The organism is uncultured Deefgea sp., assembly GCF_947072475.1.
GTDB lineage: Bacteria > Pseudomonadota > Gammaproteobacteria > Burkholderiales > Chitinibacteraceae > Deefgea.
Genome location: NZ_CAMTIA010000048.1, coordinates 1 through 25037 on the forward strand (window position 1 = coordinate 1; position 25037 = coordinate 25037).

Sequence of the window (25037 nt, forward strand, 5' to 3'; positions counted from 1 at the left end):
AAGCCCCAGCTCGACGAGCGCGGCACAGCATCAACACCAAATCTGAACATTACCTCAAGATATTAAATCGCCACCGCATCAATAAAAAATTCTCGATTGCCATCGCCACCGGCAATCGGGCTAGCGAAATAATTGAGCACACGAAATTGATTCTCCGTTGCGGCAAGGCAAATTTTAGCTTCAACTTGTGGATAAAGGCTGTCATCGCGAACGATGCCGCCTTTACCCAAGGCCTGTGGGCCTAATTCAAATTGCGGCTTCACCAAAAACAATAAACGCCCACCCACCGGTAACACTGAGCGCAATGCGGGCAATACCAAGCTCAGCGAGATAAACGACACATCACCCACCACTAAATCCAGCGGTGCATCGAGCGCAGATTCGATCATGGCAAGATTTAAATGCCGCGCATTGACGCCTTCAAACTGCGTCACTCGCGCATCAGCAGCCAAGCGCGGGTGTAATTGATCATGCCCCACCTCAATGCCGACCACGCGCCGCGCACCCGACTGCAATAAGCAATCGGTAAAGCCGCCAGTCGAAATACCGACATCCAGCGCCAAAAAGCCGCTGACCTCCACACCCGCCGTGGCCAAAGCGCCGGCCAATTTAAGCCCGCCGCGTGATACATAGCGATCCAACTCATCCGGCGTGACGCTGATTTCAGACGCGGGAGAGACCTTGCTCGCAACCTTATGAATCTGCTGACCATCAACCCACACTCGTCCAGCCAAAATCATCGTTTGCGCTGCAGTGCGCGACGTGGCCAAACCCAATTCAAGCAGCCATAAATCAGCACGCATATTGCTTCCAAAAAATAAATCCGCAGCGCGCCGATTAACAACTCCGCAACGGATGCACTACCAATCAAAACGCCCTCTAAAAAGAGGGCGATTAGCCAATACACACCACGCCAAACGCAGTGCTATCCAATCAAATAAATGATTCGTCTGGGCTTAAATAGCGCCATTGGCCGCGTGGTAAATCACCGAGCAAAATCCGGCCAACGCGAATCCGCTGCAAACCGACGACTTCTAAACCCACTAACTCACACATCCGGCGAATTTGGCGTTTTTTACCTTCACGCAAAATAAAGCGCAATTGATCGGTATTTTGCCACCAAACCCGCGCCGGTTTGAGTTTAGCGCCATCGAGCTCAAGGCCGTGATTGAGTAAACGTAAGCCATCGGCTTTTAAATGCCCAGAAACGCGCACTAGATATTCTTTTTCAACTTGAGAGTTTTCGCCGATCAAGGTTTTAGCCACCACGCCGTCTTGCGTCAACACCAAGAGTCCAACCGAATCAATATCCAAGCGCCCAGCTGGCGCGAGACCTTGATAATGCACCGGCGAAAAAGGAATGCCGCTATTGTCGCCAACCCAATGGTTTTCTGGCTTAAATAACACCACCGCAGGCTCGTAGCCGTCTTCGGCTTGGCCAGAAACATAGCCCACCGGCTTATTAATCAAAATCGTTGCGCGGCCAGCTTGTACTTGAGCGGCAAATTTATGCAGCTCAACTTGCTGACTGGGTAAAATCTTAGTCCCGAGTACATCAACTACTTGGCCATCGACCAAGACCCAGCCACGGGCAATATATTCATCGGCCTCGCGACGCGAGCATAAGCCCAATTCGGCCATGCGTTTGGATAAGCGTAGGGGTTCTTCCATAATTTTTTCTGCTAATAAAGGCCGACAATGCAACATTTTACTGTTTTAATCGTCTAGGCATAAGACCTATTCATCACATCGAGACAAAAGCATGGAATATTATCTAGGCATTAAGCACTTGCATCTGACTTTAATTGGCCTTTCTGGCCTGCTGTTCTTATTACGCGGCGTTTTAATGCTCAAGCAATCGGCAATGTTGCAACACCCCGTGTTACGCATCACCCCGCACATTATTGATACCGGCCTATTGATTGCCGGTTTTAGTTTGGCGCTGATGGCCGGCATGAAACCCGGCGCGCACCCATGGTTGATGGCCAAGCTGATTGCTTTGGCGCTGTATATTATTTTGGGAACGATTGCGATTAAACGCGGTAAAACCTACCGCACCCGCGTCATCGCCTTTATCGCCGCAATCGCGGTGTTTGTGTATATGATCTTTGTGGCGATCAGCAAAAACCCAATGATTTGGGCTTAAGTCACAACGATAAATCGATTTGGGATTTGGGATTTGGGATTTGGGCAAAAGTAAACGCTTTGACCCAAATCGTTCAGAGACTTAAATCAGCGGCATTGCTGACGCAGTGTCGCTTGACTCACTCAACCAATGCCCCGACTTACCGCCGATTTTCTCCAGCAGGCGAATGTCGTTCATTACCATGCCTTTATCCACCGCTTTACACATATCGTAAATCGTGAGCAGGCCAACGTTAACGGCGGTTAAAGCTTCCATTTCGATGCCGGTTTTACCGTAGGTTTCACAAGTGACGCTGCAGCGCACCGTTGATTTTTGTCGATCAATATTAAAATCAACACTCACTTTAGTCAGCGGCAAAGGATGACATAGCGGGATTAAATCGCTGGTTTTTTTCGCCGCCATAATCGCCGCAATTCGTGCGACCCCGAGCACATCGCCTTTTTTATTTGTGCCGTCTTCGATAATGCGCAAGGTATCGGGCAACATCCGAATCTCGCCTTGCGCGGTGGCAATGCGATGCGTTTCCGCTTTTTTGCCAACGTCGACCATATGCGCGTCGCCCGCGCTATTAAAATGCGTTAAACCACCGGCCACCGGGATGGCTTCAACGCCGGATAAGCGCGCAGCCAAGCCGGCTAAATCGTCGGGGGTATTTAAATTGGGGAAACTGCCTTCTGCAAAAGTTAAACTCACAGCCTGAATACTCTCTAACCAATCCAACATCTTTAAGCGATTACTTGATAAATGCTCAACTAAAGACGCGAGCACGCCTTTGCGTAGCAAACAAATCGTCGGGTGAATGCGGCCATCGGCGGTTTTGGCGACCACAGCTTGCGCGCCCGAGCGCGCCATTTCTGCGCGTAATTTAAGCAATAAATCCGGCGGTAAAAACGGTAAATCACAAGGAACGACCAGCATCATTTCAGCTGGCGACGCCAAAAATGCCGAATGAATCCCAGCCAAAGGCCCGGGATGACTTGGATAAACATCGCGCAGCACCGCATAACCGTAACGCGCATAATCAGGCAAATTGCGATTTGCAGAGATCAACACATGATCGACCGATACCGATTGACGCTGTAAACCCTCTAAGCACCATTCGATCAAAGGGCGACCCGATAGCTCAACCAAGCCTTTATCGCGCCCGTCCATTCTACGCCCTTCACCACCGGCCAAGATTACCGCATCAACCATCATTATTACCCTTCCCAACGTTGCTTTGCCGTGCTGTCAGATTCGCGCGCATCAACCCAAATGCTGTGGTTGGCAGTCACTTCTTTCTTCCAAAACGGCGCCTCAGTTTTCAAGTAATCCATGATATACGCATTTGCCATATAGGCTGAATCCCGATGGGCACTGGCCGTTAAAACCAACACTATTTGCTCAGCGGGCTGCATCGGCCCCACGCGATGAATCACCGTCACTGCGCCTAAATCCCAACGCGCACGCGCCTTGAGCACAATGGCATGCAGCGCTTTTTCGGTCATTCTGGGGTAATGTTCTAGCTCTAAAGCAATTAATTCTGGCTGTGGATTAAGGTCGCGCACGCGGCCAACAAACATCACCACCGCGCCCACCGTGGCATCACCGGCCAGGCGCGCATATTCGGCGGCGACATCAAAATCCTGCGTTTGCACGCGAATCACATCCGGCATCAGAGTCATATCAGCCCCCCGTCACTGGCGGAAAAATCGCCACCTCGGCACCATCGCCAATCGCATCGCTCAATTGCGCCATTTCTTGATTGATTGCAACGCGAAACACTTTGCCAGTCGCCAATTCATCGTGCCAAACACCGCCGCGCGCCGCCAATAGCGCGATTACGTCGGCCACCGTGGCAGGCGTGCTGGGTAGCACTTCTTCGGCCACCCCAAAAACTTCTTTTAAGCGGGCAAAATAAACCAAATTAATCATATTTGAACTCCTTAAACCAAGGCCGACAACGGCAAGTAAGTCACCATATCACCGGCGCTAATCGTTTGCCCTGCCGCCAAATCCACCAAACCATCGCCCCACACCATCGACGTCAACACGCCCGATCCTTGTCGTGGGAATAGCTCCACTTGGCTGGCCGCATTCAAACGCACTCGCAAGAACTCGCGGCGATCGCCGGCTTTTTTCCAATCAAATGCAGCGATCAGCGGCAAACTCACCGGATCAAGTGCCGTTACGCCTTGACGCGCTAATAAAAACGGTCGCACCAGCATTAAAAATGTCACCATGCTCGACACTGGATTACCCGGCAAACCAATAAAATCAGCCTCAGCAATTCGGCCATGGGCAAACGGCTTGCCCGGCTTCATGGCGATTTTCCACAAATCTAATGACCCTAGGTATTCAACTGCAGCCTTTACATGATCTTCTTCACCGACCGATACCCCGCCAGAGGTGATCACCACATCGTTTTGCTCGGCGGCAATCGTCAGTAATTCAATCGTCGCCGCCCTATCATCGCCGACAATGCCAAAATCAGTTACTGCGCAGCCCAAAGTTTGCAGCAAAGTATGTAGCGCATAGCGGTTAGAGTTATAAATCTGCCCCGCCGCCAGTGGTTTACCCGGCTCAACCAGCTCGTCCCCAGTACTCAAAAGCGCCACTTTAAGTGGCCGCACCACCGGCAAAGTCGGCCAACCGATCGACGCCGCCAAACCGATTTCTGCCGCGCCCAAACGAGTACCGGCCATCAACACCACCGATTGCGCCGCAATATCCTCACCGGCGCGGCGAATATTCGCGCCATTTTTGAGTGGCATCGCCACCACGACTCGGCCATCGGTCACGCTGCAGACTTCTTGCATCGCCACCGCATTGGCGCCAGCCGGAATCGGTGCACCAGTAAAAATCCGCGCCGCCTCACCCACCGCGAGAGCCTGCCCTACTTCACCGGCCGCAATGCGCTGGCTCAGCAAAAAATCCGCTGGCGGGGTGTTAAAATCGGCGATATTGAGGGCATATCCATCCATCGCGCTGTTATCAAAGCCTGGCACCGCCAGCGGCGAAATCACATCGTGCGCCAAAACTCGGCCATTGGCCGCCAATAAATCCAGATGTTCAAACTCGCTCACTCGGCGCGCAGCCGCCAATAAATTCGCTAGGGCAGTCGCAAAATCCAGCATAAAAACTCCAATCATTATTAAATTTTAAAACTGCACTTACGCTCAGCAATCAACGCCTACCACGGCTGCGGCGCGTCGCCCGCCATAAAGCGCGTCATTGAGATCAACACAGCACACAAGGATCTTGCCGCACCCCCGTGATATCACATAGCGCCAGATACAATTCATACGGACTGCACCCAATTAACTGCTTGGCCTCGGTAATACCTAGCAACTGCAAATCTTTTGCCAGCGCTGGGCCAATATTAGGCAAGTCAGTCAATTGATTTAAGCGATTTCGATCGACTTTACTCGGATTCATGCCGCACTCACTTTGCTGAATTTGTACTCAAACGCTGCGAGATTCAGTTGCAAAAAAAGCATAAATAAACTGCGCCAATGCTGGCACATCATTCAAATCAAGATGGGGTATAGCCTGCTCAAGCTTGCTGTCTGTCGCGATGGCGACAATACTGGCATGATCTGGATACAGCAGCGGTTTGCCATTGGCCTCGCGCCAGATTTCTATTTTGGGGATTTCTTCGGATTTAAAGCCTTCTAACAAGGTTAAATCCGCTGGCGCCAGCCGTGCGATTTGCTCGGCCAGCGTAGGCTCAGCCGCACCGCGCAGTTCATGCACAATCGCATAGCGAAACGGCGACACCACCATCACCTCGCCTGCGCCTGCCGAGCGAAACCGCGCGCTATCTTTACGCGGCGGTTCCAGCTCCAAATCATGGTGCGAATGCTTAATCACATTCACCCGCCAACCTAGCTGAGCAAGTTCCGGCAGCAATGCTTCAATCAGCGTGGTTTTACCCGAACCGGAATAACCAGTAATACCGAGGATGTGGGTCATACGATGAATTCCTTAGCACTCAAAATCAGTGATCACCTATTTGCCTTGCTAATGCAGCACCTATTTTCTCGGCCAACAATACAGGAACAGCATTACCAATCTGGCGCATCGCCTCACCCCATGCCCCCTTAATAACAAAGTTATCAGGAAACGTTTGTATTCGTTTTGCTTCAAATGCGGTGAAATAGCGAACACTACCATCATGAAAACGAATCATATTTTCGCCACCAGGAACGCCATGTCCCCCTGCTTTAATTGTTTTTGATGGCCAATCAAAATCACTTCCTGTATGCCCAGGATAAATACGAGCACCATCCCGAAAAACGTGATCAATAATGCCATGATCTGACATAGGATCTGGCGTATCTGACAAAGCATCGCGTACAGTTTTCCACGGCATGAGTTCTGGCTCAAATAGTCCATATTTTTCTTTGAGTCGAACAACTTTTGCTTTAAGTCCAGCGGTTAAAATTGGCTGTAATGATGACGGCACATGATGGCGTTCCCAGTACTTTCCAGTCACATACATATCCCAGAGCAGCCGATCTTCTGAGTGCGTTGTCACTGGAAATGACCATGACAAAGCAAGATCAGAGCGTATACCAACAATTACAACCCGTTCACGAGTTTGTGGCACACCATAATCAGCTGCATTAATCAGCTTGTACTGTACGTCGTATTTTTTGCCCGTATAACTGGACTTGTTAAGTCTACGCAACTCATCCAGATGCTCACTCCAATCTGCGTTTTCTTGCGATACAAAATCTGGATAACTTAATCTGAGAATAATATATTCAAAATATTCAGAAAAAGTTTGTCGAAGCAAGCCCTTTACATTTTCAAATACAAAGGCTTTCGGAGAGAGCCGTTCAATGGTGCGAATTGCATAGGGAAACATATCGCGGCTATCTTGATTTGCTTTATGTTTACCACCCAATGAAAAAGGTTGGCAGGGTGGACCACCAGCAACGACATCAATTGATTCCAAACTATCTAAATCAAAATCTTTAATATCACCAAAAAAAACGCGCTTTGGATCAAAATTGCCACGAAGGGATTCACATGCGTGTTTATTAAATTCAATAAAGGCGGCATGCTCAAAGCCAGATAACTCCAAACCTTTAGCTAAGCCACCAGCGCCTGAAAATATCTCAAGAGTTTTCATGAAGATGAACCCAAACTTGTCAGGTGCGCTTGAATTTTTGCAAAAATTACATTCTTTTCAGAATGAGTGCCATTGCACTTATTTGCCCACATCCGACCCTCATGGATAACGTCCCAATCAGATTTAGCCTGCCCATATCGACCAGATCCTGGGTCATGATTGCCAAATCCATCCATTGCCACATTCCAAAGCGGTCGATTTAGTTTAATGAGGGCAGCCTCAATGGTACTAATCATGTCAGAGCTTTCTGCTTCGAAAATAACAAAGCGACACATAAAGTCCTCAAGCAAAATATCCGCTCCAACTTTAATGCTTCGACTATGCTCGCGAAGGCGACCGTTTAGTTCGTGAGACTGAGTGAGCTCGCTGTCCGAAGAGCGAGCTTGCCGCCACCCTTTTGGAACTGCTTTGCCAACATAGATAGGATAATTATAAGAAAGGCGATTTAGCTCGGCATATCGCTGATAAAGCGGATTGTTACCCGTGTAATACAACGCATAAACCCCTGTACCCAGGAAAGACTCTGAAGGAGGAAGGGAGTAAATAGGAGTGCCATTAAAAAATCGAACGGCATCTTTGACTAATTCGGCAAAAGCATCATTTTTGTATACATGCTTACTTCGATCAAATGCTTGAGGCTTCATATTATTTGATTTTTCGAAATATTAATTGAGGTTCAGATTTTCTCATACATAAGTAAATCACGGAGGGCTGGCTTCAAGTAACAAAAAAAGGAGGCTGTTCTAAAATAGAAAAAAATCGGACAAGGCCTGCGCCTTATCCGACCTACATACCACCGTATATCAACACAACCATTGGCCAGCAATGGCCACAACCCAATACCTAGCCACCCGTTTGCGACATAAAACGGATAATCTTGCCGGGCTGCTCTTTAAATTCATGCTTTTCAGGTTTTAATTCAATCGCATGCTGCAAGGCAGCGAGGATTTCTTCGTCCGTTGCGCCACCGCGCAATAAGGGCGCGAATTCAAATTTTTCTTCTTGGCCCAAACACATATACAAAGTGCCATCAACGGCCAAACGCACTCGATTACACGTGGCGCAAAAATGCTGTGAAATGGGCGTAATAAAACCAACTCGGCCACTGCCGTCTTGCGTTTGCCAATAACGCGCTGGCCCACCGCCTAATTCGGCAACTTCAGGAATCAGATCAAACTGCGACACTAATTGCTCACGGATAGGATTCAGATCCATATATTGCGCGTTGCGGCCGGTGTCGCCCATCGGCATGGCTTCGATTAAGCGCAAAATAAAGTCATTTTCGAGGCAAAAAGCCACCATACGCTGGATTTCATGCTCGTTCACGCCGCGCATGGCGACCATATTGAGCTTGATCGGCGCAAAGCCTGCAGCCTTGCCTGCCATAATTCCGGCCATAATCGCGTCGAAACTATCCCGACCGGTGATGGTATTAATACAGCCCTTATCCAGCGAATCCAGACTAACATTGATGCGCTTAACGCCGGCCGCTTTGAGCGCCACCGCGTGTTTACCCAGCTGAGTGGCATTGGTCGATAAAGACAGATCATCCACGCCGGGCAAAGCGGCCAAACGCGCGGCCAATTCAGGCAAATTGCGGCGTAATAAAGGCTCGCCGCCGGTTAAACGCACGCGCGACACGCCCGCTTTGGCAAAGATGGCGACTAAGCGGGTCATTTCATCAAAGTTGAGCCAGTTTTTGGGCTCTTCGTAATCGTCAAAACCCTTAGGCAAACAGTAATTACAGCGTAAATCGCAGCGATCGGTGACCGACAGCCGCAAATAACGTATGGCACGGCCAAATCGGTCTTGCAAAGCGGTCGAACTCGATAAGGTGGACGTAGACATATTTTTCCTTTTGACTTCAGCAAGGGATTGCACGTGAATCGCACGGCATATTGACTCAGTCGAGCCATGATCACCGTTCTGACAGTGTAGTCAAAACGACCATCCACAGCGCAATTTTGCTGAGGTATATGGCCTCAGATGACGGCAGCAAAACCGATAAGACCATTAAACACTATAAAATACTTTTTTTAACCCGCCGCCTGCATTAAGGACTACCTCTTTAGGGGTGGGTCGAGATAGAACCAAATACCCGCTTGTGCTAAACAGTGAATCCGTATACTAAGCCTATGATTTTAATCGACCAAATTGCTGCGCAGCGCGGTGATCGCCCCCTTTTTTCGAATCTTTCTTTCGCCCTTCAGGCAGGAGATTGCATTCATTTGCGCGGCGAAAATGGCATTGGTAAAACTAGTTTACTTAAAATGCTGGCCGGTCTTTCTCAGCCGGATCAAGGGCAGATTTTGTGGCAAGGCCAAGCGCTGACTGAGCTTGGCGACGATTATCACGGCCAGCTGCATTATTTAGGGCATAAAGATGCGCTGAAAGACTTGCTCAGTCCATACCAAAATTTACATTGGGCGACACAAATCGCGGGGAACCCATTATCAGAGGCGGCAATTTTGCACACTTTGGCCAAAGTGGGCTTATTGCAGCAATGTGATCTACCCGTGCGTAGCTTGTCGCAAGGACAAAAAAAACGTGCCGCCTTAGCCAGATTGCTGGCCACGCCACGGCCATTGTGGTTGCTCGACGAGCCATTTGTCGCGCTCGATACCACGGCACAAAGCGAGCTGGGTGAATGGATTAACAACCATTGCCAGCAAGGTGGAATTGTTATTTTAACTTCGCACCAACAGCTACCGAGCATCCAACACGTGACTGAGCTCACCCTGACGAGGCCGCTATGAGTAGTTGGGCTTTTTTCTGTACGGTGATCCGGCGGGATTTATTTTTGGCTTGGCAGCAGCGCGGTGATTTATTGGTCGGGCTGGTGTTTTTTGTCTTGGTCGCTTGCTTGTTTCCATTGGCGATTGGCCCCGAGGCCAAATTATTAAGCCGCATCGGCCCCGGTGTTTTATGGGTTGCCGCCATTTTGGCCAATTTGCTCGCCTTGCCGCGTTTATTTCAAGCCGATTGGCAAGACGGCACGCTAGAGCAATTACTGCTCGCCCCAGCACCAGCTGGCATGATGGTTGCCGGCAAAATCGTCGCGCATTGGCTCACCACCGGTGTGCCGCTCACCCTCATCGCGCCCTTGCTTGGCGTGCAATACGGCTTAAGTAGCGATTTATTGCTGATGCTCATGGCGACCTTATTCATCGGCACGCCAGTGCTCAGCGCACTGGGCAGTATCGGCGCGGCGCTCACTTTAGGCGTGCGCCAAGGCGATATGTTATTGGCGCTGCTGGTCTTGCCGCTGTATGCGCCGGTGCTAATTTTTGGTAGTGGCGCGGTAGCGGCCGTCGCCGGCGGTTTAAACGGCTATGCCGAGCTCTCTTTGCTGGCCGCCATTGCTTGCGGATCGCTGTTTTTGGCGCCTTGGCTGGCGGCGATGGCGATTAAATTGGCGGTGGAATAATGCCAAACTCAACTTTAGGAATGCAATGAAACCCCATGCCGATGGGCCGCGTTGGCTCAATATTTTTCATTTTGCCTCACCGTATCAGTTTTACCCTTTAGCCGGTCGATTGATTCCATTGTTTGCAACGCTGGCGGTGCTGTTGGCCATGGCGGGTCTGTGGTTGGGATTTGCGATTGCGCCGGCCGATGCCCAGCAAGGTGAAGGCTATCGGATTATTTTCTTGCACGTGCCAACCAGCTGGATGGCGATGCTGATTTATGTGGCAATGGCTTTTTGGTCGGTGATGCATTTGATTTTACGCACGCGGCTATCGGCCATGATGGCGCAAGCCTTGGCACCAACCGGGGCTTTAATGGCTTTTTTATCGCTATTCACCGGCGCGCTATGGGGCAAGCCAATGTGGGGAACTTGGTGGGTTTGGGATGCACGGTTAACGTCGATGTTGCTGCTGTTTTTCCTATATCTGGGTTTTATCGCCCTCACCCGCAGCATTGATGAGCCCGATCGCGCCGATAAAGCCGGCTCGGTGTTGGCGATTGTTGGGGTGTTTAATGTGCCGGTAATTTATTTCTCGGTGAAATGGTGGAATACGCTGCATCAGGGCGCGTCGATTTCAATGGAAAAAGGCAGCACCATGGCCAGCACCATGCTCATTGCCATGCTGCTGATGTCACTCGCGGCATGGATGTATGCCATCACCACCACGCTGAGCCGAGTGCGTAATTTGATTTTGCAGCGCGAAGCGCGCACACGCTGGGTGCAAGAATTACTCGCCATCCCAGCGAATAAAGCCTAGGAGCCGCGATGTATTGGAATAATTTAAGTGATTTTATCGCCATGGGAAACCATGGGGTATATGTATGGGGCTCATTTTTTGCATGTGCTGCAGCCCTATGCCTAGAGTGGGTATTAATTAAATCCCAGCGTCGCAATATCGTACGGCAAATACGCCGATCAGCGACGATTCAGCAGATGAACCCAACCTCCCCCGCCGTTAGCAAGGATGCCTCATGACCCCCAGACGTAAACGCGCCGCATGGATTATCGGCGCGCTCATTGCATTGAGCTTAGTCACCTTTTTTATCGTGAATGCGTTCCGGCAAAATCTGGTTTTCTTTTATTCACCGACGCAAATTATCGCCGGTGAAGCACCGAAAAATAGCGCATTTCGCGTTGGCGGCATGGTCGCCGAAAACAGCTTGGCGCGCGCTGCCGATGGCGTAACGATGCAATTTATCATCACCGATACCGCGCAAAATATTCCAGTGCAATATCGCGGCATTTTGCCGGATTTATTTAAAGAAGGTAAAGGCGTGGTTGCGCAAGGGCGCTGGGAAAATGGCACGTTTATCGCCAGCGAAGTGCTCGCCAAACATGACGAAAACTATATGCCGCCCGAAGCGCAAGAAGCCGTTAATCAAGCGCATCAAGCCGCAGCCAAAAACCTCGCAGCAAGTCAGGCCTCACAGCACAATAAGGAACAACAATGATTGGTGAACTCGGTAGCTTTGCGCTGATCTTGGCGCTACTGGTGGCGATTGCCCAAGGCACACTCGGTATTTGGGGTGGTATTCATAATAATTTGCCGCTGATGCGCGTTGCACGGCCGGCGGCGGTCTTGCAGTTGCTGCTCACCAGTATCGCCTTTGCCTTATTGGCGACGGCTTTTTTGCAAGATGATTTTTCGATTCGCTATGTGGTTCGACAATCCAATAGCTTGTTGCCGGTATTTTACAAATTCGCCGCAGTGTGGGGTGGTCATGAAGGCTCGCTATTATTGTGGGTGTTGATGCTGGCCGGCTGGGGTGCGGCGGTTGCCGTGTTTGCGAAAAACTTGCCGCTATCGGTACAAGCCTTAGTCGGCGGCGTTTTAGGCTGGATTGGCTCGGGGCTGTATTTATTTATTTTATTCACCTCCAACCCATTTACGCGTCAACTGCCAGCAGCCGCTGATGGCGCGGATTTAAACCCGCTATTGCAAGATTTAGGGCTGATTTTCCACCCGCCATTGCTGTATATGGGTTATGTCGGTTTTTCGGTAGCGTTTGCTTTTGCCGTGGCCGCGCTGATTTCTGGCCGCTTAGACGCCAGCTGGGCGCGTTGGAGCCGACCATGGACTTTGGCCGCTTGGGTTTCGCTGACTTTGGGCATTATGCTCGGCAGCGCTTGGGCGTATTACGAGCTGGGCTGGGGCGGCTGGTGGTTTTGGGATCCGGTCGAAAACGCGTCATTTATGCCGTGGTTAGCCGGTACCGCCTTGATTCACTCTTTAGCCGTGGCCGAAAAGCGCAATGCGTTTAAACATTGGACGGTGTTGCTGGCGATTGGCACGTTCTCTCTGTCATTACTCGGTACCTTTTTAGTTCGCTCCGGCGTTTTAACCTCGGTACATGCTTTTGCCACTGATCCGGCGCGTGGCTTGTTTATTTTGATTTTCTTGTGCTTGGTGATTGGGACTTCTTTGGCGCTGTACGCTTGGCGTGCGCCGTTACTGGAAGGCGGTGGCGCATTTAGCTGGCGCTCTCGCGAAGCATTATTGCTCGCCAATAATGTGATTTTGATTGTCGCTTGCTCAACGGTGTTTCTGGGCACGCTCTACCCCTTGCTGATTGATGCGCTAGGGCAAGGCAAACTCTCGGTTGGCCCGCCGTATTTTAATAGTGTGTTTATTCCATTGATGATGCCGGCGCTCATCCTCATGGGACTGAGCGGCACGGTGCGCTGGAAATACCAAGACGCGCATACTTTATGGTTGGCGATTCAACTACCGTTGATTTTGGCCTTAGTCGGCGGCGCACTCTTGCCACTCTTGTGGGGCGAATGGCGTTGGGGTGTCGCGGTGGCTCTGGCGATTGCGCTGTGGATTGCGTTGACGGCGGCGCGGGATTGGAGCTTACGTTTAATCAGCCATCATCGGCACGGCGCTTCTTGGTGGCAAGCCCTGTGCAAAGTGCCGGCGGCGTTTTCTGGCATGCATATCGCCCATCTGGGGATGGCGGTGTTTGTGGCTGGCGTGACGATTGTATCGAGCTACGAGCACGAAGATGATTTACGCATGGCCATGGGCGATACGCATCCGATTTCGGGCTATACCTTGCGTTTTGACGCGGTGAATTCCGCACGAGGGAGCAATTTTTCGGCCTTAGTTGGGCGATTAACGCTGAGCAAAAATGACAAGGTCGAAAGCGTTTTGCTGCCAGAAAAACGGCAGTATTTCTCCAGCCAAATGCCAATGACTGAAGCGGCGATTAATCACACGCCGATTAAAGATATTTATGTTTCGCTTGGCGAGCCATTAGGCAAAGATCCGTTTAAAGACGACTGGTTAATTCGCGTGCACTACAAACCGCTGGTGGGCTGGATTTGGTATGGCTGCATTTTAATGGGCTTGGGCGGCATCATTGCGCTGAGTGATCGCCGTTACCGGCAAAAAAAATGGGGTAAATCAGCATGAAGCGCTACCTACCCCTGATGATTTTCTTTGGCTTGGCGGTGCTGCTTGGGATTGGGCTCACGCTCAATCCGCGTGAACTGCCTTCGGTGTTAATCGGCAAACCCGCGCCGCAATTTGAATTAGATCGGCTCGATACCCCCGGCCAGTTTTCGCCGAGCGAGCTGCAAGGCAAAGCATGGCTACTGAATGTGTGGGCCTCATGGTGTAGCGCCTGCATTCAAGAGCATCCGGTGCTCAACGACATCGCCAAATCGTATGACTTCCCAATTGTTGGTTTGAATTACAAAGACCAAGATCGCGATGCCAAAGATTGGCTGGCGCTGCGCGGCAATCCGTATAAAGTTGTCGTTGCCGATCGTGAAGGCCGCGTTGGCGTGGATTATGGCGTGTACGGCGTGCCAGAAACCTTTGTCATCGATAAAGCCGGGCGCATTGTGTACAAACACATTGGTGCAGTCACCCAGCAAGTGTTTAAAGACAAACTCTTGCCCGAGCTACAAAAGGCCCAACGATGAAACGCTCTTTTTACTGGCTCATGCCGCTACTACTGGCGCTCTCGCTCACCGTGTCGGCCAAAACCGCCTCATCGATTACCAGTAATCCCATCGCCGAGGCGCGGCTGGTTGAACTCTCTGCCGAGCTGCGTTGCCTAGTGTGCCAAAACGAAAGCCTAGCCAGCTCACAAGCGCCCTTGGCGGAAGACTTGCGCCGCGAAGTGCGCGAACAAATCGCGCTGGGCAAAGATAACGCTCAAATCATCAATTATCTAACCGATCGCTATGGCGACTTTGTCACCTACCGCCCGCCTTTTAAAGCGCGCACGCTGTTGCTGTGGTTGTTGCCGCCGGTGTTATTGCTGACAGGGCTGGTTTTATTGTGGTTACGCCTTCGCCGCGCATCACCGCCAGCACCAAAGACCGATGCCGACAGCGATGCTGACGACGATGCGATCAAAGCATTACAACAAGAATTTGACGGGAAGAATCATGAACGCGACTAATATTGGCATCTTCACTTTCATCTGCGCGCTACTGCTGGTTATTTGCTTGCTGATGTTGCTCTGGCCTTTATTGCGTGGCCGCTCTGCCGCCGGTGACATTCGCCGTGCACGCTATGCTTTGCACGAAACAATTCTAGAAGAGCTCGACGACGATTTACGCGATGGCCGTTTAAGCCAAGATGATTTTGCTGCCGCAAAACAAGAAGCCCAAGCGCGATTGGTGGCCGAAGTGGGTCGGGCTGATGCCAGCAGCGAACAGCAAAAAACACTGCCAGCGAACAAGATTGCTTTGATTCTGGCCATTGTGTTGCCACTGGCGGCGGGGGGACTGTATTTTAAAATTGGCACGCCTGCGGCGCTCGACCCAAGCAAGCATCAAAGCCCGAATGTTGGCCCGGCTGAAGTCGATAGCATGGTGAAAAAACTCGAAGCCAGAATGGCGCTCGAGCCCAATGATACCGCCGGTTGGTTAATGCTGGCACGCAGCTATCGCGCACAAGCGCGCTATACCGAGGCGGCACAAGCGTATGAAAAATCCTGGCCTTTACTCGAAAAAGACCCCGGCGAGCTAGCCCGATTTGCCGGGGTATTGGCGATTGAAAACAATGGCTTTACCGGCAAACCCACTGAGCTGCTGGTGAAATCGCTCGATTTGAATGCCAGCGAACCCGATGCACTGATGCTCGCAGGCAGCGCCGCCGTTGAACGTGGCGATTATGCTTCGGCCGTCCGCTGGTGGAACAAACTACTCGTCTTACTCGATCCGGGCTCAGAAGATGAAGTCTGGCTCAAAGGCGAAATTCGTACATTACAAGATCGCCAAGCCTCTGGCACCGCCGCTGCGGCTCATCCCTAAAATCAGCGCTATTTCAATGGCACAGCGACCACGCTGTGCCATTTTTTTCCCCATCCAAATCAGCGTATATTTGGATACAATATTTTTATGACACGCCAGTAACAGTATCGTTACACTGAGCGCCTCTTTCTTTGCCAAGCTTGGCTGAGCAGCCAAATGACTATGCGTCAGCACCGATCTCGAACATCCCTGATACGCCCATGGCATTGGCTGATTGCTATTTTAAGCGGCTTGTTTCTCGCGCTGATTTATCCACAAACGCAATGGGATCAGATACTCATCGCGCCGTATTTTGATCCACTTCAACAGCGTTTTTTCCTCAAAGACCAGGTTTTTCTCAGCCAGTTTATGCATCAAGGCCTAAAAGACTTGATGATTTTACCTGCGCTACTCTTGCTCGCAGCATGGGCCGCGAGCTGGAAATATCCCAAACTGCAAGCTCATCGCCGCCGTATTGGCTGGATTTTATGTGGTATGGGGTTGGCAGCGCTGAGCATCTCGATTTTAAAATCTTTCAGCAACCATGCTTGCCCGTGGGATTTAAGTCTTTACGGCGGCTATGCCGCAAAAATTCCTTTGTGGGGCGCACTGCCCATCGGCGCTAAACCCGGACAATGTATGCCCGGTGGCCATGCGTCTGGCGGTTATGCTTTGTTAGCGTTTTATTTTGGCTTACTCGATCTGAATCGGCGCCGGGCTTATGTCGGCCTAGCCGCAGGTTTAATCTTTGGCACCGCCATGGGCTGGGCGCAAATGATGCGCGGCGCACACTTTTTGTCGCACAATTTATGGACGTTGTGGACGATTTGGGTGGTTTTATTACTTTGGTACTGCGTATGGCCCCCTGTACGCAAAATGGAATTGACGCATGTTTAAATTTAAAGCTTTAACCAGCGAAAAACTTACCCTGATTGCCACGCTATTTTTTGTTTTTGCCTGCAATCATGTTTTTTGGCAGCAACTATATACGATACAAAATCCAGATAATGCAGCCGGTTGGCTGTTTATGTTGATTGGTGCGAGCTTTTTAATATTGGTGCTCAATCTCATATTCACACTGCTGGCACTACCTTATGTGATTAAGCCGGTTTTAAGTGTATTGCTAGTGATTACGCCATTCGTGGTGTATTTCATGTCGCAATTTGGCATCATGATCAACGCTGGCATGCTGCGTAATGCCGCGCAAACCAATCTGACCGAAACCTTAGATTTACTCACCCTAAAAATGGCGCTGTATTGGCTGGTGTTAGGCGGTTTACCGCTGTATCTGCTATGGAAAACGCCGATTCAATATCGACCATTTCGCCGCGAAGCCATGGTTAAAACTAGTGTGATTGTGGGCAGTATCGTGCTGCTATTGCTGGTGAGCTTTGGCTTTTATAAAGAATTTGCTTCGGTGTTTCGCAATAACCGCGAATTGCGTTATTTAATTACCCCAATGAATTTTATCCAAGCCAGCTCTAGCTTTTTAAAACACAACGTGAATCTCAAGCCGATTGTGGTTGCCGAAATTGGCAGCGACGCCAAACATACGCACATACCGCAAAGTCGCCCTAAACTCACCATTATTATCGTTGGTGAAACCGCCAGAGCGGCTAATTTTTCACTCAATGGCTATAGCCGAGAAACCAATCCGCTGCTGAAACAACAAGCCGGTTTGATTAATCTGCCGCAAGTAAGCTCGTGTGGTACCGATACCGCCGTTTCGCTGCCGTGTATGTTTTCTAAATTTGGCAAAGCCAATTACGACGAAAACCAAGCCAAAAGCCACCAAGGTTTGCTTGATGTGGTGCAAAGAGCCGGTTATCAAGTGCTGTGGCGCGATAATCAATCGGGCTGCAAAGGCACGTGTGATCGCGTTCCCAATGAAACCATGATCGCAAGCGCCGACCCTAAACTGTGTAAAGACAGCGAATGCTGGGATGAAGCTTTACTTAGCGGACTGCAAGAAAAAATCGACGCCCAACAGCAAGACGCGGTCATTGTGCTGCACATGATGGGCAGCCATGGTCCGGCGTATTTCAAACGCTATCCACCCGCTTTTGCCAAATTTAAACCAACGTGTGATGACAAACAGCTTAACCGTTGCAGCCGAGAACAGATTCTCAATAGCTACGACAATTCGCTGCTGTATACCGACTATGTGTTGTCGAATGTGATTGATCTATTGCGCAAAAATAGCCATCGCGTTGATACCGCCATGATGTATCTGTCTGACCACGGCGAATCACTTGGCGAGAATGGCCTATACCTACATGGCGCGCCGTATATGCTGGCGCCGAGCGAGCAAACTCATGTGCCTGCCATGCTGTGGCTGTCGCCTGAATTTGCGCAGCAAGCCAAGATCAACTTAGGCTGCATGCAACAGAAAGCCGGCCAGCCGTATTCACACGACAATCTATTTCATTCGACCTTAGGCTTGCTCGACATTAAAACGTCGCTGTATCAAACCGAGCTCGATTGGTTCGCCTCGTGCAAAGCCAAAACCGCGCAATAAATGCGCGGTGGTTTAGGGCGAATTGATTAAGATAGGTCTCATGCTGTGCCGCGCTCGTAGGTCTGGGGCTTAAAAACCCGTCCAAGCGCACCGAGTGCGGAAGGGAGACAAACAGCTTTATCGTTTGGCTCACGACAATCGAGGGCATCGGGGACCGATGCGCGCTCGGGGCGCCTTCTTTTGCTTACTTTTCTTGGCGACGCAAGAAAAGTGAGTCCCCGTCGCGGACTGCGACTGTAAACAGCCGTGCCGCAGGCACTTAAACCCATCAACACGCCATCTGAATATTATCGCTTCTTATTAGGTATATAATCACAGAGCATATTTATAATACTCTGTATTTATATACCTACTTAATCCCCAACTCCACCGCCCAAATCGCTGCTTCAAGGCGGGAACGAAAGCTGAGTTTTCTGAGCAAGCTTTTCACGTGCACTTTGACCGTGCCTTCGGCAATGCCCAGCTCACGGCCGACTAATTTATTCGATAGTCCATGCGCCAAACAGACTAAGATTTCGCGCTCGCGATCGGTCAGCGATGCCAACATCGCATTACGCTCGCTGCCATCGTCTTCACGCAAAGCCAAAGCCAAGGCGCGGCCCAAGCGTTCTGGAATCGCCATTTGCCCGTCAAGTGCTTCGGCCAAGCGCGCGACGATTTCTTCGGGCTCCATGTCTTTTAATAAATAACCATCTGCGCCAGCGCGTACTGCGGCGACCAGATCGGCGGATTGATCCGACACTGTGAGCATCACAATGCGCGAATCAATATCAAGCTCCTTCATCGCGCGTAGCGTGGCAATCCCGTCCATGCCTTTCATATTCAGATCTAAAATCACTAAATCCGGATTGTGCTCTTGCACCAAGACCAGCCCCTCAGCGCCACTCGCCGCTTCACCCACGACGACAAATCGTGGATCGAGTGCCAACAGCTGCACCACACCTTTACGAAATAGCGGGTGATCATCGATTACGATGACATTAAATTGTTCGTTCATTTTCTCAATTCTCAAGACGGTTGCGTTGAATTGGACGCCGCAAACGGCGTAGTCGGAATAAAGCGTAGTTCTATCAGTGTGCCACACGGCTCACGATGTAAAAATTGTAATTCACCATTTAAATTGGTCGCGCGATCGCGCATGATGCCCAAACCATAATGCTGCTTACGCTCCGGATGGTTGGCTAAACCCACGCCATCATCGGCGATTTTGACCACAATCTGTTCACCTTCCCAAGCCAAACTCACCCAAGCATGCTGCGCTTCGGCATGACGCTCGATATTGACTAAAGCTTCACGCACAATTTGCAAAATATGAATCTCTTCATGCGCAGCCAATTCAACGCCGAGCAAACGATTATCAAGGCTAATGCTGTGCTGTGCTCGATCGACAAATTCACTGACGGTTTTTTCCAACGCCTCGGTTAAACCACGCTCGTTCATTTGTAAGCGAAAGGTATTGAGTAGCTCGCGCAATTGTCGATAAGCGCCATTTAAACCTTCACGCAGTTCAAACAATGCCGCATTGGCGGTGTCACTGCGCTGCGCTTCAGGAAACTGATTTTGTAAGCGCACCACTTGGATTTTTAAATACGATAGCGATTGCGCCAATGAGTCATGCAACTCGCGCGCAATCACACTGCGCTCGTCATGCAGCGCCAAGCGATGTAAATCTTGTTTGCGTTTGGCATTAGCCAGCGCAGTACCGATTTGCCGCGCCACGGCTTCGAGTAATTGTTGCTGCCAATCGAGCAAGGCTTGCTGCGTTTTGAGCTGAATCGGCATAATGCCGTAATTGTTTAAGCCATCGGTGAGCTGAAACACCGGTTTATTATTCGATTGCGCTGGTGCATTCACCCCTTCAACACAGTTAGCACAATCATCTTTTTCACAGCTTTCTGCGGCGGTGCTCGGCATTAAGGCCAAACGAAACGCTTTTGGGGCTTGCTCGGTTTCGGTAAGGCAAATCGCCGCATGCTCCAGCTCGATCAAGGCCCCCACATCCACCAACACCTGATCAAACGTCGCTTGATTGGGCTCTTGGTCGGACAATAACTGCTTGGTGCTATACAGCAGCTCTAAGCTGCGCTGGTTTTGCGATAAGGCTTGGGTTTTTTCCGCCACCCGCGCTTCAAGTACTTCGATACCCAATGCCAGCTCGGCCACCATATGATTCATCGATTGGCCCAGTAGCGTAATTTCACCGGCACCATCTTCAGGAACTTGAACGCCTAAATCGCCTTGTTTGATTTTTTTGGCGGCAGCGGCCATGGCGACTAAAGGCCGCGTCACTCGCCGCGTCAGCCACAGTAAAGTCAGCACAAAGACCAGCACCATACTGCCCATCGCAATCCATTGAATCTGCCCCAGCCACTGTAAACGCGCCTCGTGTTTGGCTTCGATGGCTTGCACATAGGTATCAATCAAATCCACAAAATGCACCGCTCTAGAGAGCAAATTATCATCGGAATGCGGTGCGGCTAAAATGCTTTTTACCTCAGTACGCCATGCTTTTTCGAGCTGATCATACGCATGACGCACGGCGTCGCTCGGGTCGGTCGATAAGTTTTTGAGTAATTCCGGGCCATATAAATCGCGCTCAAACTCTTGCACTGCTTGCTGCAATGCCGGCATATTGCTCGAGACATGCGATGGTGATGCCAAATGGGTGGCCACAATCAGGTAGGTTTGCTTGCGCAGTGAGCCCGCGACATTGATCGCCGTACCCTCTCCTGTCGAATACACCACGGTAACCCAACTTAAAAATAAAGCTAAAAAAGCGGGCAAAACCATAAACAGCAAGGCTTGTGTAATAAATCGCAAAATTGAGGCGTGCCGAAAATAATTCATGATGCGCAAAAACCATACCTCCAAATTTCCATACTCGTGATAATTGGCTGATTCAACGCCAAAAACAATCTTCAATCTACAGTGCCATTGGCATCAGCACTAACGCTAAAGCGCGATAGCCGCGCTACCCAAGCATGGGAACAACAGCAAAACCCAAGTACACCACGTCACTCCACTTTAGGCAAACTGCCAAACCCACCGCACTACCCACAAAGCGGTACTTTCATAGCAAAAAATAAACCCTACCCCCTTAAGGGCATTGTCCGCTTACGCCCCGCCGAATACCCTTATTTTTATCTAATTAATCAGGTTGGATGCTGCTGTGGATGTATCCCGCCGCAATCTATTAAGGGGCCGCCGCCCACAAACGTCGACCACCCCGGCGCCGCCATGGTCAGCTGAGGATTTTTTTACTCGCTGTACGCGCTGTGGCGACTGCGTCGAGGCTTGCCCCAGTCAGATTATTCAACTGGGCAGCGGTGGTTTTCCGACGATTGATTTTTCACGCGGTGAATGCACTTTTTGTGCCGATTGCACCACAGCGTGCCACAGCAAGGCGCTCGATTTAGACCGTTGTACGCCTTGGCATTTGCGCGCCAGCATCGATGATCGCTGCCTCGCGCAACACGGCGTGGATTGCCGAATTTGCGGCGAAAGTTGTGATGCCAAAGCCATCCACTTTGAATTGGCCATCGGCAAAGTAGCCCAGCCGCGAATTCAAACCGAGCAATGTACCGGTTGCGGTGCGTGCTTTGCACCTTGCCCCAGCCAAAGCATCCAAATAAGGGAGTGTCTTGTATGAATATTTTCAGCCTCGTGATCCGCGCCGTTCCGGGCCAACTTGACGCGGTCAAAGCCGCTGTCATCCAAGTGCCCGGCGTTGAGATTCACGTCGAGCATGAAGGCAAGCTGATTATCACCGTTGAAGACGTACCCGGGGTGCGCTGCACCGAAATGCTGACCCGAATTCAAAACATCCCCAACGTCGCCTCAGCCACGTTGGCCTATGAATATTGCGACGAAGAAAACGCGCCGCCAAAAACATTAAAACAGGAGCAATGAGCATGAGTTTAGACCGCCGTGACTTTATTAAAATATCTGCCGTCGCCGCCGCTGCGGCCAGTGCCGGTATTCCGTTAGCACAAGCCGCCCCCGCCAAAACCTTGCCTGCTACAGCGGGCGCGGGTCAAGACGCGATTCGTTGGGATAAAGCCCCTTGCCGCTTCTGTGGCACGGGCTGTGCGGTCTTGGTCGGCACGCAAAATGGCCGCGTGGTGGCCACTCAGGGCGACCCTGATGCCGAAGTCAATCGCGGTTTAAACTGCATCAAAGGCTATTTCCTTTCTAAAATCATGTACGGCTCAGATCGCTTAACTCAGCCGCTACTGCGTAAGAAAAACGGCAAATACGATAAAAACGGTGAATTCACGCCAGTGAGCTGGAATGAAGCGTTCGACATCATGGAATTGAAATGGAAAGACGCGCTCAAAACCAGCGGTCCAGAATCGATTGCGATGTTTGGCTCTGGCCAGTGGACTGTTTGGGAAGGCTATGCCGCTTCCAAACTCATGAAAGCCGGTTTTCGCAGCAATAATATTGACCCCAACGCCCGCCACTGTATGGCCTCGGCGGTGACCGGCTTTATGCGTACCTTTGGTATGGATGAACCGATGGGCTGTTATGACGATATCGAAGTCGCCGATGCGTTTGTATTGTGGGGCTCGAATATGGCCGAAATGCATCCGATTTTATGGAGCCGCATTACCGACCGCCGTTTATCCAACCCGAAAGTCAAAGTATCGGTCCTTTCGACTTACGAGCATCGCTCGTTTGAATTGGCCGACACCGGTTATGGCATGGTCTTCACGCCACAAACCGATTTGGCGATGATGAATTTTATTTGCCATCACATCATCTCGACCGGTCGAGTGAATCAAAACTTTGTTAAAGCGCACTGTAATTTCAAGCTTGGCGTCGATGATATTGGCTACGGCTTGCGCCCGAATAATCCACTCGAAACCAAGGCCAAAGAGAACGGCTACGCCGGTGCCGATGGCAAGCCTAAGGGCAATCCCAATGAGATGAAAGACTACTCATTTGAGCAATTTGCTAAATTTGTTGCTGATTATCCGGTAGATAAAGTCAGTAAATTATGTGGCATTCCGCAAGACCGCTTGATTGCTTTGGCTGAGCTGTACGCCGATCCAAAAATCAAAGTCACTTCGTTCTGGACCATGGGCTTTAACCAGCACACCCGTGGTACTTGGGCGAACAATATGATTTACAACATTCACTTGCTCACCGGCAAAATCGCCGAGCCGGGCAATAGCCCATTCTCATTGACTGGCCAGCCATCGGCCTGTGGTACTGCGCGTGAAGTCGGTACGTTTGCGCATCGCTTGCCCGCCGATTTGGTGGTGACCAATCCAGAACATCGCAAAACCGCCGAAAAAATCTGGAAGCTGCCCGACGGCACGATTCCGGGCAAGATCGGTTTGCACGCTGTGGCCATGGCGCGTGCGATCAAAGATGGCAAGGTCAAAGTGTATTGGCAAATGTGTAATAACAATATGCAAGCTGGCCCGAATATTAACGAAGAGCTCTATCCGGGCTGGCGTCGTCCTGACACCTTTATCGTGGTGTCGGATCCGTATCCAACCGCGTCGACTTTAGCCGCCGATTTGATCTTGCCAACCGCGATGTGGGTGGAAAAAGAAGGCGCATTTGGTAATGCCGAGCGCCGCACGCAATTCTGGCGGCAACAAGTCAATGCCCCGGGCGAAGCACAATCTGATTTGTGGCAGCTGATGCAATTTGCGAAACGCTTCAAAGTAGAAGAAGTTTGGCCGGCCGATTTAATCGCCAAGCAAAGCAGCGTTAAAGGCAAAACCTTATACGACATCTTGTTTGTGAACGGTCAGGTGAATCAGTTTAAAAACGCCGACTTGCAAAAAGGCTTTGAAAACTTTGAAGCCAAGCTGGCTGGTTTTTACGTGCAAAAAGGCTTGTTTGAAGAATACGCCCAGTTTGGTCGCGGCCACGCCCATGACTTAGCGCCGTTTGATCTTTACCACCAAGCGCGCGGCTTGCGCTGGCCCGTTGTCAACGGCAAAGAAACCAAGTGGCGCTACCGTGAAGGCTACGACGTTTATGTGAAAAAAGGCGAAGGCGTGCGCTTTTATGGCAATAAAGACGGCCGTGCCAACATCATTGCGCTGCCTTACCAAGCGCCACCCGAAATGCCCGATGCCAATTTTGATATGTGGCTATGTACCGGTCGTGTGCTGGAACATTGGCATACCGGCACGATGACGCGCCGCGTACCTGAGCTGCATAAAGCGGTGCCAGAAGCGATGGTGTTTATGAATCCGAACGACGCCAAAAAACGCGGTTTGCAACGCGGTATGGTGGTCAAAGTGGCTTCACGTCGTGGCGAAATCAAAGCGCGCCTCGAAACGCGCGGTCGTAATAAACCACCAGTGGGCTTGATCTTCATTCCATTTTTTGACGAAGGCCGTTTGGTCAACAAGCTGACTTTGGATGCAACGTGTCCAATTTCTAAGCAAACTGACTACAAAAAATGTGCGGTTAAAGTCGTTAAAGCTTAATGGAGAATGGGTATTGCCTTCTAAACATTGCTAGCAATGACTTAGATGGCAATACCTTAATAAAATGAAAGCTACACCCA

28 protein-coding genes and 1 pseudogene are annotated in these 25037 nt (G+C 50.6%); 15 read left to right on the forward strand and 14 right to left on the reverse strand.

What is annotated here, in order from left to right:
- Positions 1–62 precede the first annotated feature (62 nt).
- Together Q0V82_RS13190 and Q0V82_RS13195 are read right to left on the reverse strand one after the other, a co-directional pair.
- On the reverse strand, positions 63–803 hold the full coding sequence (locus Q0V82_RS13190; protein WP_297576481.1) for a TlyA family RNA methyltransferase: 741 nt from the start codon (positions 801–803) through the stop codon (positions 63–65).
- A 130-nt stretch (positions 804–933) separates the two neighbouring features.
- Positions 934–1671, reverse strand: coding sequence for a pseudouridine synthase (locus Q0V82_RS13195; RefSeq protein ID WP_297576483.1), 738 nt, complete (start codon positions 1669–1671; stop codon positions 934–936).
- Between the two features lie 91 nt (positions 1672–1762).
- Here Q0V82_RS13195 and Q0V82_RS13200 point away from each other — a divergent pair, with 91 nt between their 5' ends.
- Positions 1763–2146: a SirB2 family protein gene (locus tag Q0V82_RS13200; RefSeq protein ID WP_297576485.1), complete on the forward strand. Its 384-nt coding sequence runs from the start codon at positions 1763–1765 to the stop codon at positions 2144–2146.
- Between the two features lie 81 nt (positions 2147–2227).
- On the opposite strand, the gene moaC is transcribed toward Q0V82_RS13200, so the two are convergent.
- The 10 genes and pseudogenes from moaC to moaA all read right to left on the reverse strand — a co-directional run bounded on the left by moaC (position 2228) and on the right by moaA (position 9113).
- Positions 2228–2740 (reverse strand): cyclic pyranopterin monophosphate synthase MoaC, encoded by a 513-nt coding sequence (gene moaC / locus Q0V82_RS13205; RefSeq protein WP_297576524.1) that lies wholly within the window; start codon positions 2738–2740, stop codon positions 2228–2230.
- Positions 2741–2791: 51 nt separating this feature from the next.
- Positions 2792–3343 (reverse strand): annotated as a pseudogene (mobA, locus tag Q0V82_RS13210) (molybdenum cofactor guanylyltransferase MobA); the annotation flags it as partial.
- Positions 3344–3345: 2 nt separating this feature from the next.
- On the reverse strand, positions 3346–3810 hold the full coding sequence (gene moaE, locus Q0V82_RS13215; RefSeq protein WP_308445224.1) for a molybdopterin synthase catalytic subunit MoaE: 465 nt from the start codon (positions 3808–3810) through the stop codon (positions 3346–3348).
- A gap of 1 nt (position 3811) precedes the next feature.
- Positions 3812–4060: a MoaD/ThiS family protein gene (locus tag Q0V82_RS13220; RefSeq protein WP_297576487.1), complete on the reverse strand. Its 249-nt coding sequence runs from the start codon at positions 4058–4060 to the stop codon at positions 3812–3814.
- A gap of 11 nt (positions 4061–4071) precedes the next feature.
- The gene (gene glp, locus Q0V82_RS13225) at positions 4072–5262 is read right to left on the reverse strand and encodes a gephyrin-like molybdotransferase Glp (protein ID WP_297576488.1); all 1191 of its coding nucleotides are present in this window, start codon (positions 5260–5262) and stop codon (positions 4072–4074) included.
- Positions 5263–5365: 103 nt separating this feature from the next.
- Entirely contained in the window at positions 5366–5563 is a 198-nt protein-coding gene (locus Q0V82_RS13230) for a helix-hairpin-helix domain-containing protein (RefSeq protein WP_297576489.1), read from the reverse strand.
- 27 nt (positions 5564–5590) lie between these two features.
- Positions 5591–6100 carry a molybdopterin-guanine dinucleotide biosynthesis protein B gene (gene mobB / locus Q0V82_RS13235; RefSeq protein WP_297576490.1) on the reverse strand — a complete coding sequence of 170 codons (510 nt, stop codon included), beginning with the start codon at positions 6098–6100 and terminating at the stop codon, positions 5591–5593.
- Positions 6101–6125: 25 nt separating this feature from the next.
- On the reverse strand, positions 6126–7265 hold the full coding sequence (locus tag Q0V82_RS13240; protein WP_297576492.1) for a DNA cytosine methyltransferase: 1140 nt from the start codon (positions 7263–7265) through the stop codon (positions 6126–6128).
- A complete protein-coding gene (locus Q0V82_RS13245; protein ID WP_297576494.1) occupies positions 7262–7909 on the reverse strand; it encodes an Eco29kI family restriction endonuclease in 648 nt (215 codons plus the stop codon). Before Q0V82_RS13245 ends, Q0V82_RS13240 begins: the two co-directional genes overlap by 4 nt.
- Positions 7910–8108: 199 nt before the next feature.
- Complete coding sequence (moaA, locus tag Q0V82_RS13250) at positions 8109–9113, reverse strand: GTP 3',8-cyclase MoaA (RefSeq protein WP_297576496.1); 1005 nt, start codon at positions 9111–9113, stop codon at positions 8109–8111.
- Positions 9114–9400: 287 nt separating this feature from the next.
- Between moaA and ccmA the strand changes: the two genes are divergently transcribed.
- The 11 genes from ccmA to Q0V82_RS13300 all read left to right on the forward strand — a co-directional run bounded on the left by ccmA (position 9401) and on the right by Q0V82_RS13300 (position 18502).
- Positions 9401–10021, forward strand: coding sequence for a cytochrome c biogenesis heme-transporting ATPase CcmA (ccmA, locus tag Q0V82_RS13255; protein ID WP_297576498.1), 621 nt, complete (start codon positions 9401–9403; stop codon positions 10019–10021).
- The gene (gene ccmB, locus Q0V82_RS13260) at positions 10018–10692 is read left to right on the forward strand and encodes a heme exporter protein CcmB (protein WP_297576500.1); all 675 of its coding nucleotides are present in this window, start codon (positions 10018–10020) and stop codon (positions 10690–10692) included. Before ccmA ends, ccmB begins: the two co-directional genes overlap by 4 nt.
- Before the next feature lie 25 nt (positions 10693–10717).
- Entirely contained in the window at positions 10718–11491 is a 774-nt protein-coding gene (gene ccmC / locus Q0V82_RS13265) for a heme ABC transporter permease CcmC (RefSeq protein ID WP_297576502.1), read from the forward strand.
- 41 nt (positions 11492–11532) lie between these two features.
- Positions 11533–11709, forward strand: coding sequence for a heme exporter protein CcmD (gene ccmD / locus Q0V82_RS16595; RefSeq protein ID WP_374758550.1), 177 nt, complete (start codon positions 11533–11535; stop codon positions 11707–11709).
- Positions 11706–12185: a cytochrome c maturation protein CcmE gene (gene ccmE / locus Q0V82_RS13270; RefSeq protein ID WP_297576504.1), complete on the forward strand. Its 480-nt coding sequence runs from the start codon at positions 11706–11708 to the stop codon at positions 12183–12185. Before ccmD ends, ccmE begins: the two co-directional genes overlap by 4 nt.
- Positions 12182–14149, forward strand: coding sequence for a heme lyase CcmF/NrfE family subunit (locus Q0V82_RS13275; protein ID WP_297576505.1), 1968 nt, complete (start codon positions 12182–12184; stop codon positions 14147–14149). Before ccmE ends, Q0V82_RS13275 begins: the two co-directional genes overlap by 4 nt.
- A complete protein-coding gene (locus Q0V82_RS13280; RefSeq protein WP_297576507.1) occupies positions 14146–14664 on the forward strand; it encodes a DsbE family thiol:disulfide interchange protein in 519 nt (172 codons plus the stop codon). The genes Q0V82_RS13275 and Q0V82_RS13280 overlap by 4 nt, the downstream gene beginning before the upstream one ends.
- Entirely contained in the window at positions 14661–15149 is a 489-nt protein-coding gene (locus tag Q0V82_RS13285; RefSeq protein WP_297576509.1) for a cytochrome c-type biogenesis protein, read from the forward strand. The genes Q0V82_RS13280 and Q0V82_RS13285 overlap by 4 nt, the downstream gene beginning before the upstream one ends.
- Complete coding sequence (gene ccmI / locus Q0V82_RS13290; RefSeq protein ID WP_297576511.1) at positions 15136–16005, forward strand: c-type cytochrome biogenesis protein CcmI; 870 nt, start codon at positions 15136–15138, stop codon at positions 16003–16005. Before Q0V82_RS13285 ends, ccmI begins: the two co-directional genes overlap by 14 nt.
- Positions 16006–16161: 156 nt before the next feature.
- The gene (locus Q0V82_RS13295; RefSeq protein WP_297576513.1) at positions 16162–16881 is read left to right on the forward strand and encodes a phosphatase PAP2 family protein; all 720 of its coding nucleotides are present in this window, start codon (positions 16162–16164) and stop codon (positions 16879–16881) included.
- On the forward strand, positions 16874–18502 hold the full coding sequence (locus Q0V82_RS13300) for a phosphoethanolamine transferase (protein ID WP_297576514.1): 1629 nt from the start codon (positions 16874–16876) through the stop codon (positions 18500–18502). The genes Q0V82_RS13295 and Q0V82_RS13300 overlap by 8 nt, the downstream gene beginning before the upstream one ends.
- Positions 18503–18851: 349 nt before the next feature.
- On the opposite strand, the gene narL is transcribed toward Q0V82_RS13300, so the two are convergent.
- Together narL and Q0V82_RS13310 are read right to left on the reverse strand one after the other, a co-directional pair.
- Positions 18852–19499 (reverse strand): two-component system response regulator NarL, encoded by a 648-nt coding sequence (gene narL / locus Q0V82_RS13305; protein WP_297576515.1) that lies wholly within the window; start codon positions 19497–19499, stop codon positions 18852–18854.
- 11 nt (positions 19500–19510) lie between these two features.
- Positions 19511–21349, reverse strand: coding sequence for a HAMP domain-containing protein (locus Q0V82_RS13310; RefSeq protein WP_297576516.1), 1839 nt, complete (start codon positions 21347–21349; stop codon positions 19511–19513).
- Between the two features lie 322 nt (positions 21350–21671).
- Between Q0V82_RS13310 and napF the strand changes: the two genes are divergently transcribed.
- The 3 genes from napF to napA are packed head-to-tail and all read left to right on the forward strand — an operon-like array spanning position 21672 to position 24957.
- Positions 21672–22151, forward strand: a complete 480-nt coding sequence (gene napF, locus Q0V82_RS13315; protein WP_297576518.1) for a ferredoxin-type protein NapF — start codon at positions 21672–21674, stop codon at positions 22149–22151.
- Positions 22148–22411: a chaperone NapD gene (locus Q0V82_RS13320; RefSeq protein WP_297576519.1), complete on the forward strand. Its 264-nt coding sequence runs from the start codon at positions 22148–22150 to the stop codon at positions 22409–22411. The genes napF and Q0V82_RS13320 overlap by 4 nt, the downstream gene beginning before the upstream one ends.
- Positions 22412–22413: 2 nt before the next feature.
- The gene (gene napA / locus Q0V82_RS13325) at positions 22414–24957 is read left to right on the forward strand and encodes a nitrate reductase catalytic subunit NapA (protein ID WP_297576521.1); all 2544 of its coding nucleotides are present in this window, start codon (positions 22414–22416) and stop codon (positions 24955–24957) included.
- Positions 24958–25037 lie beyond the last annotated feature (80 nt).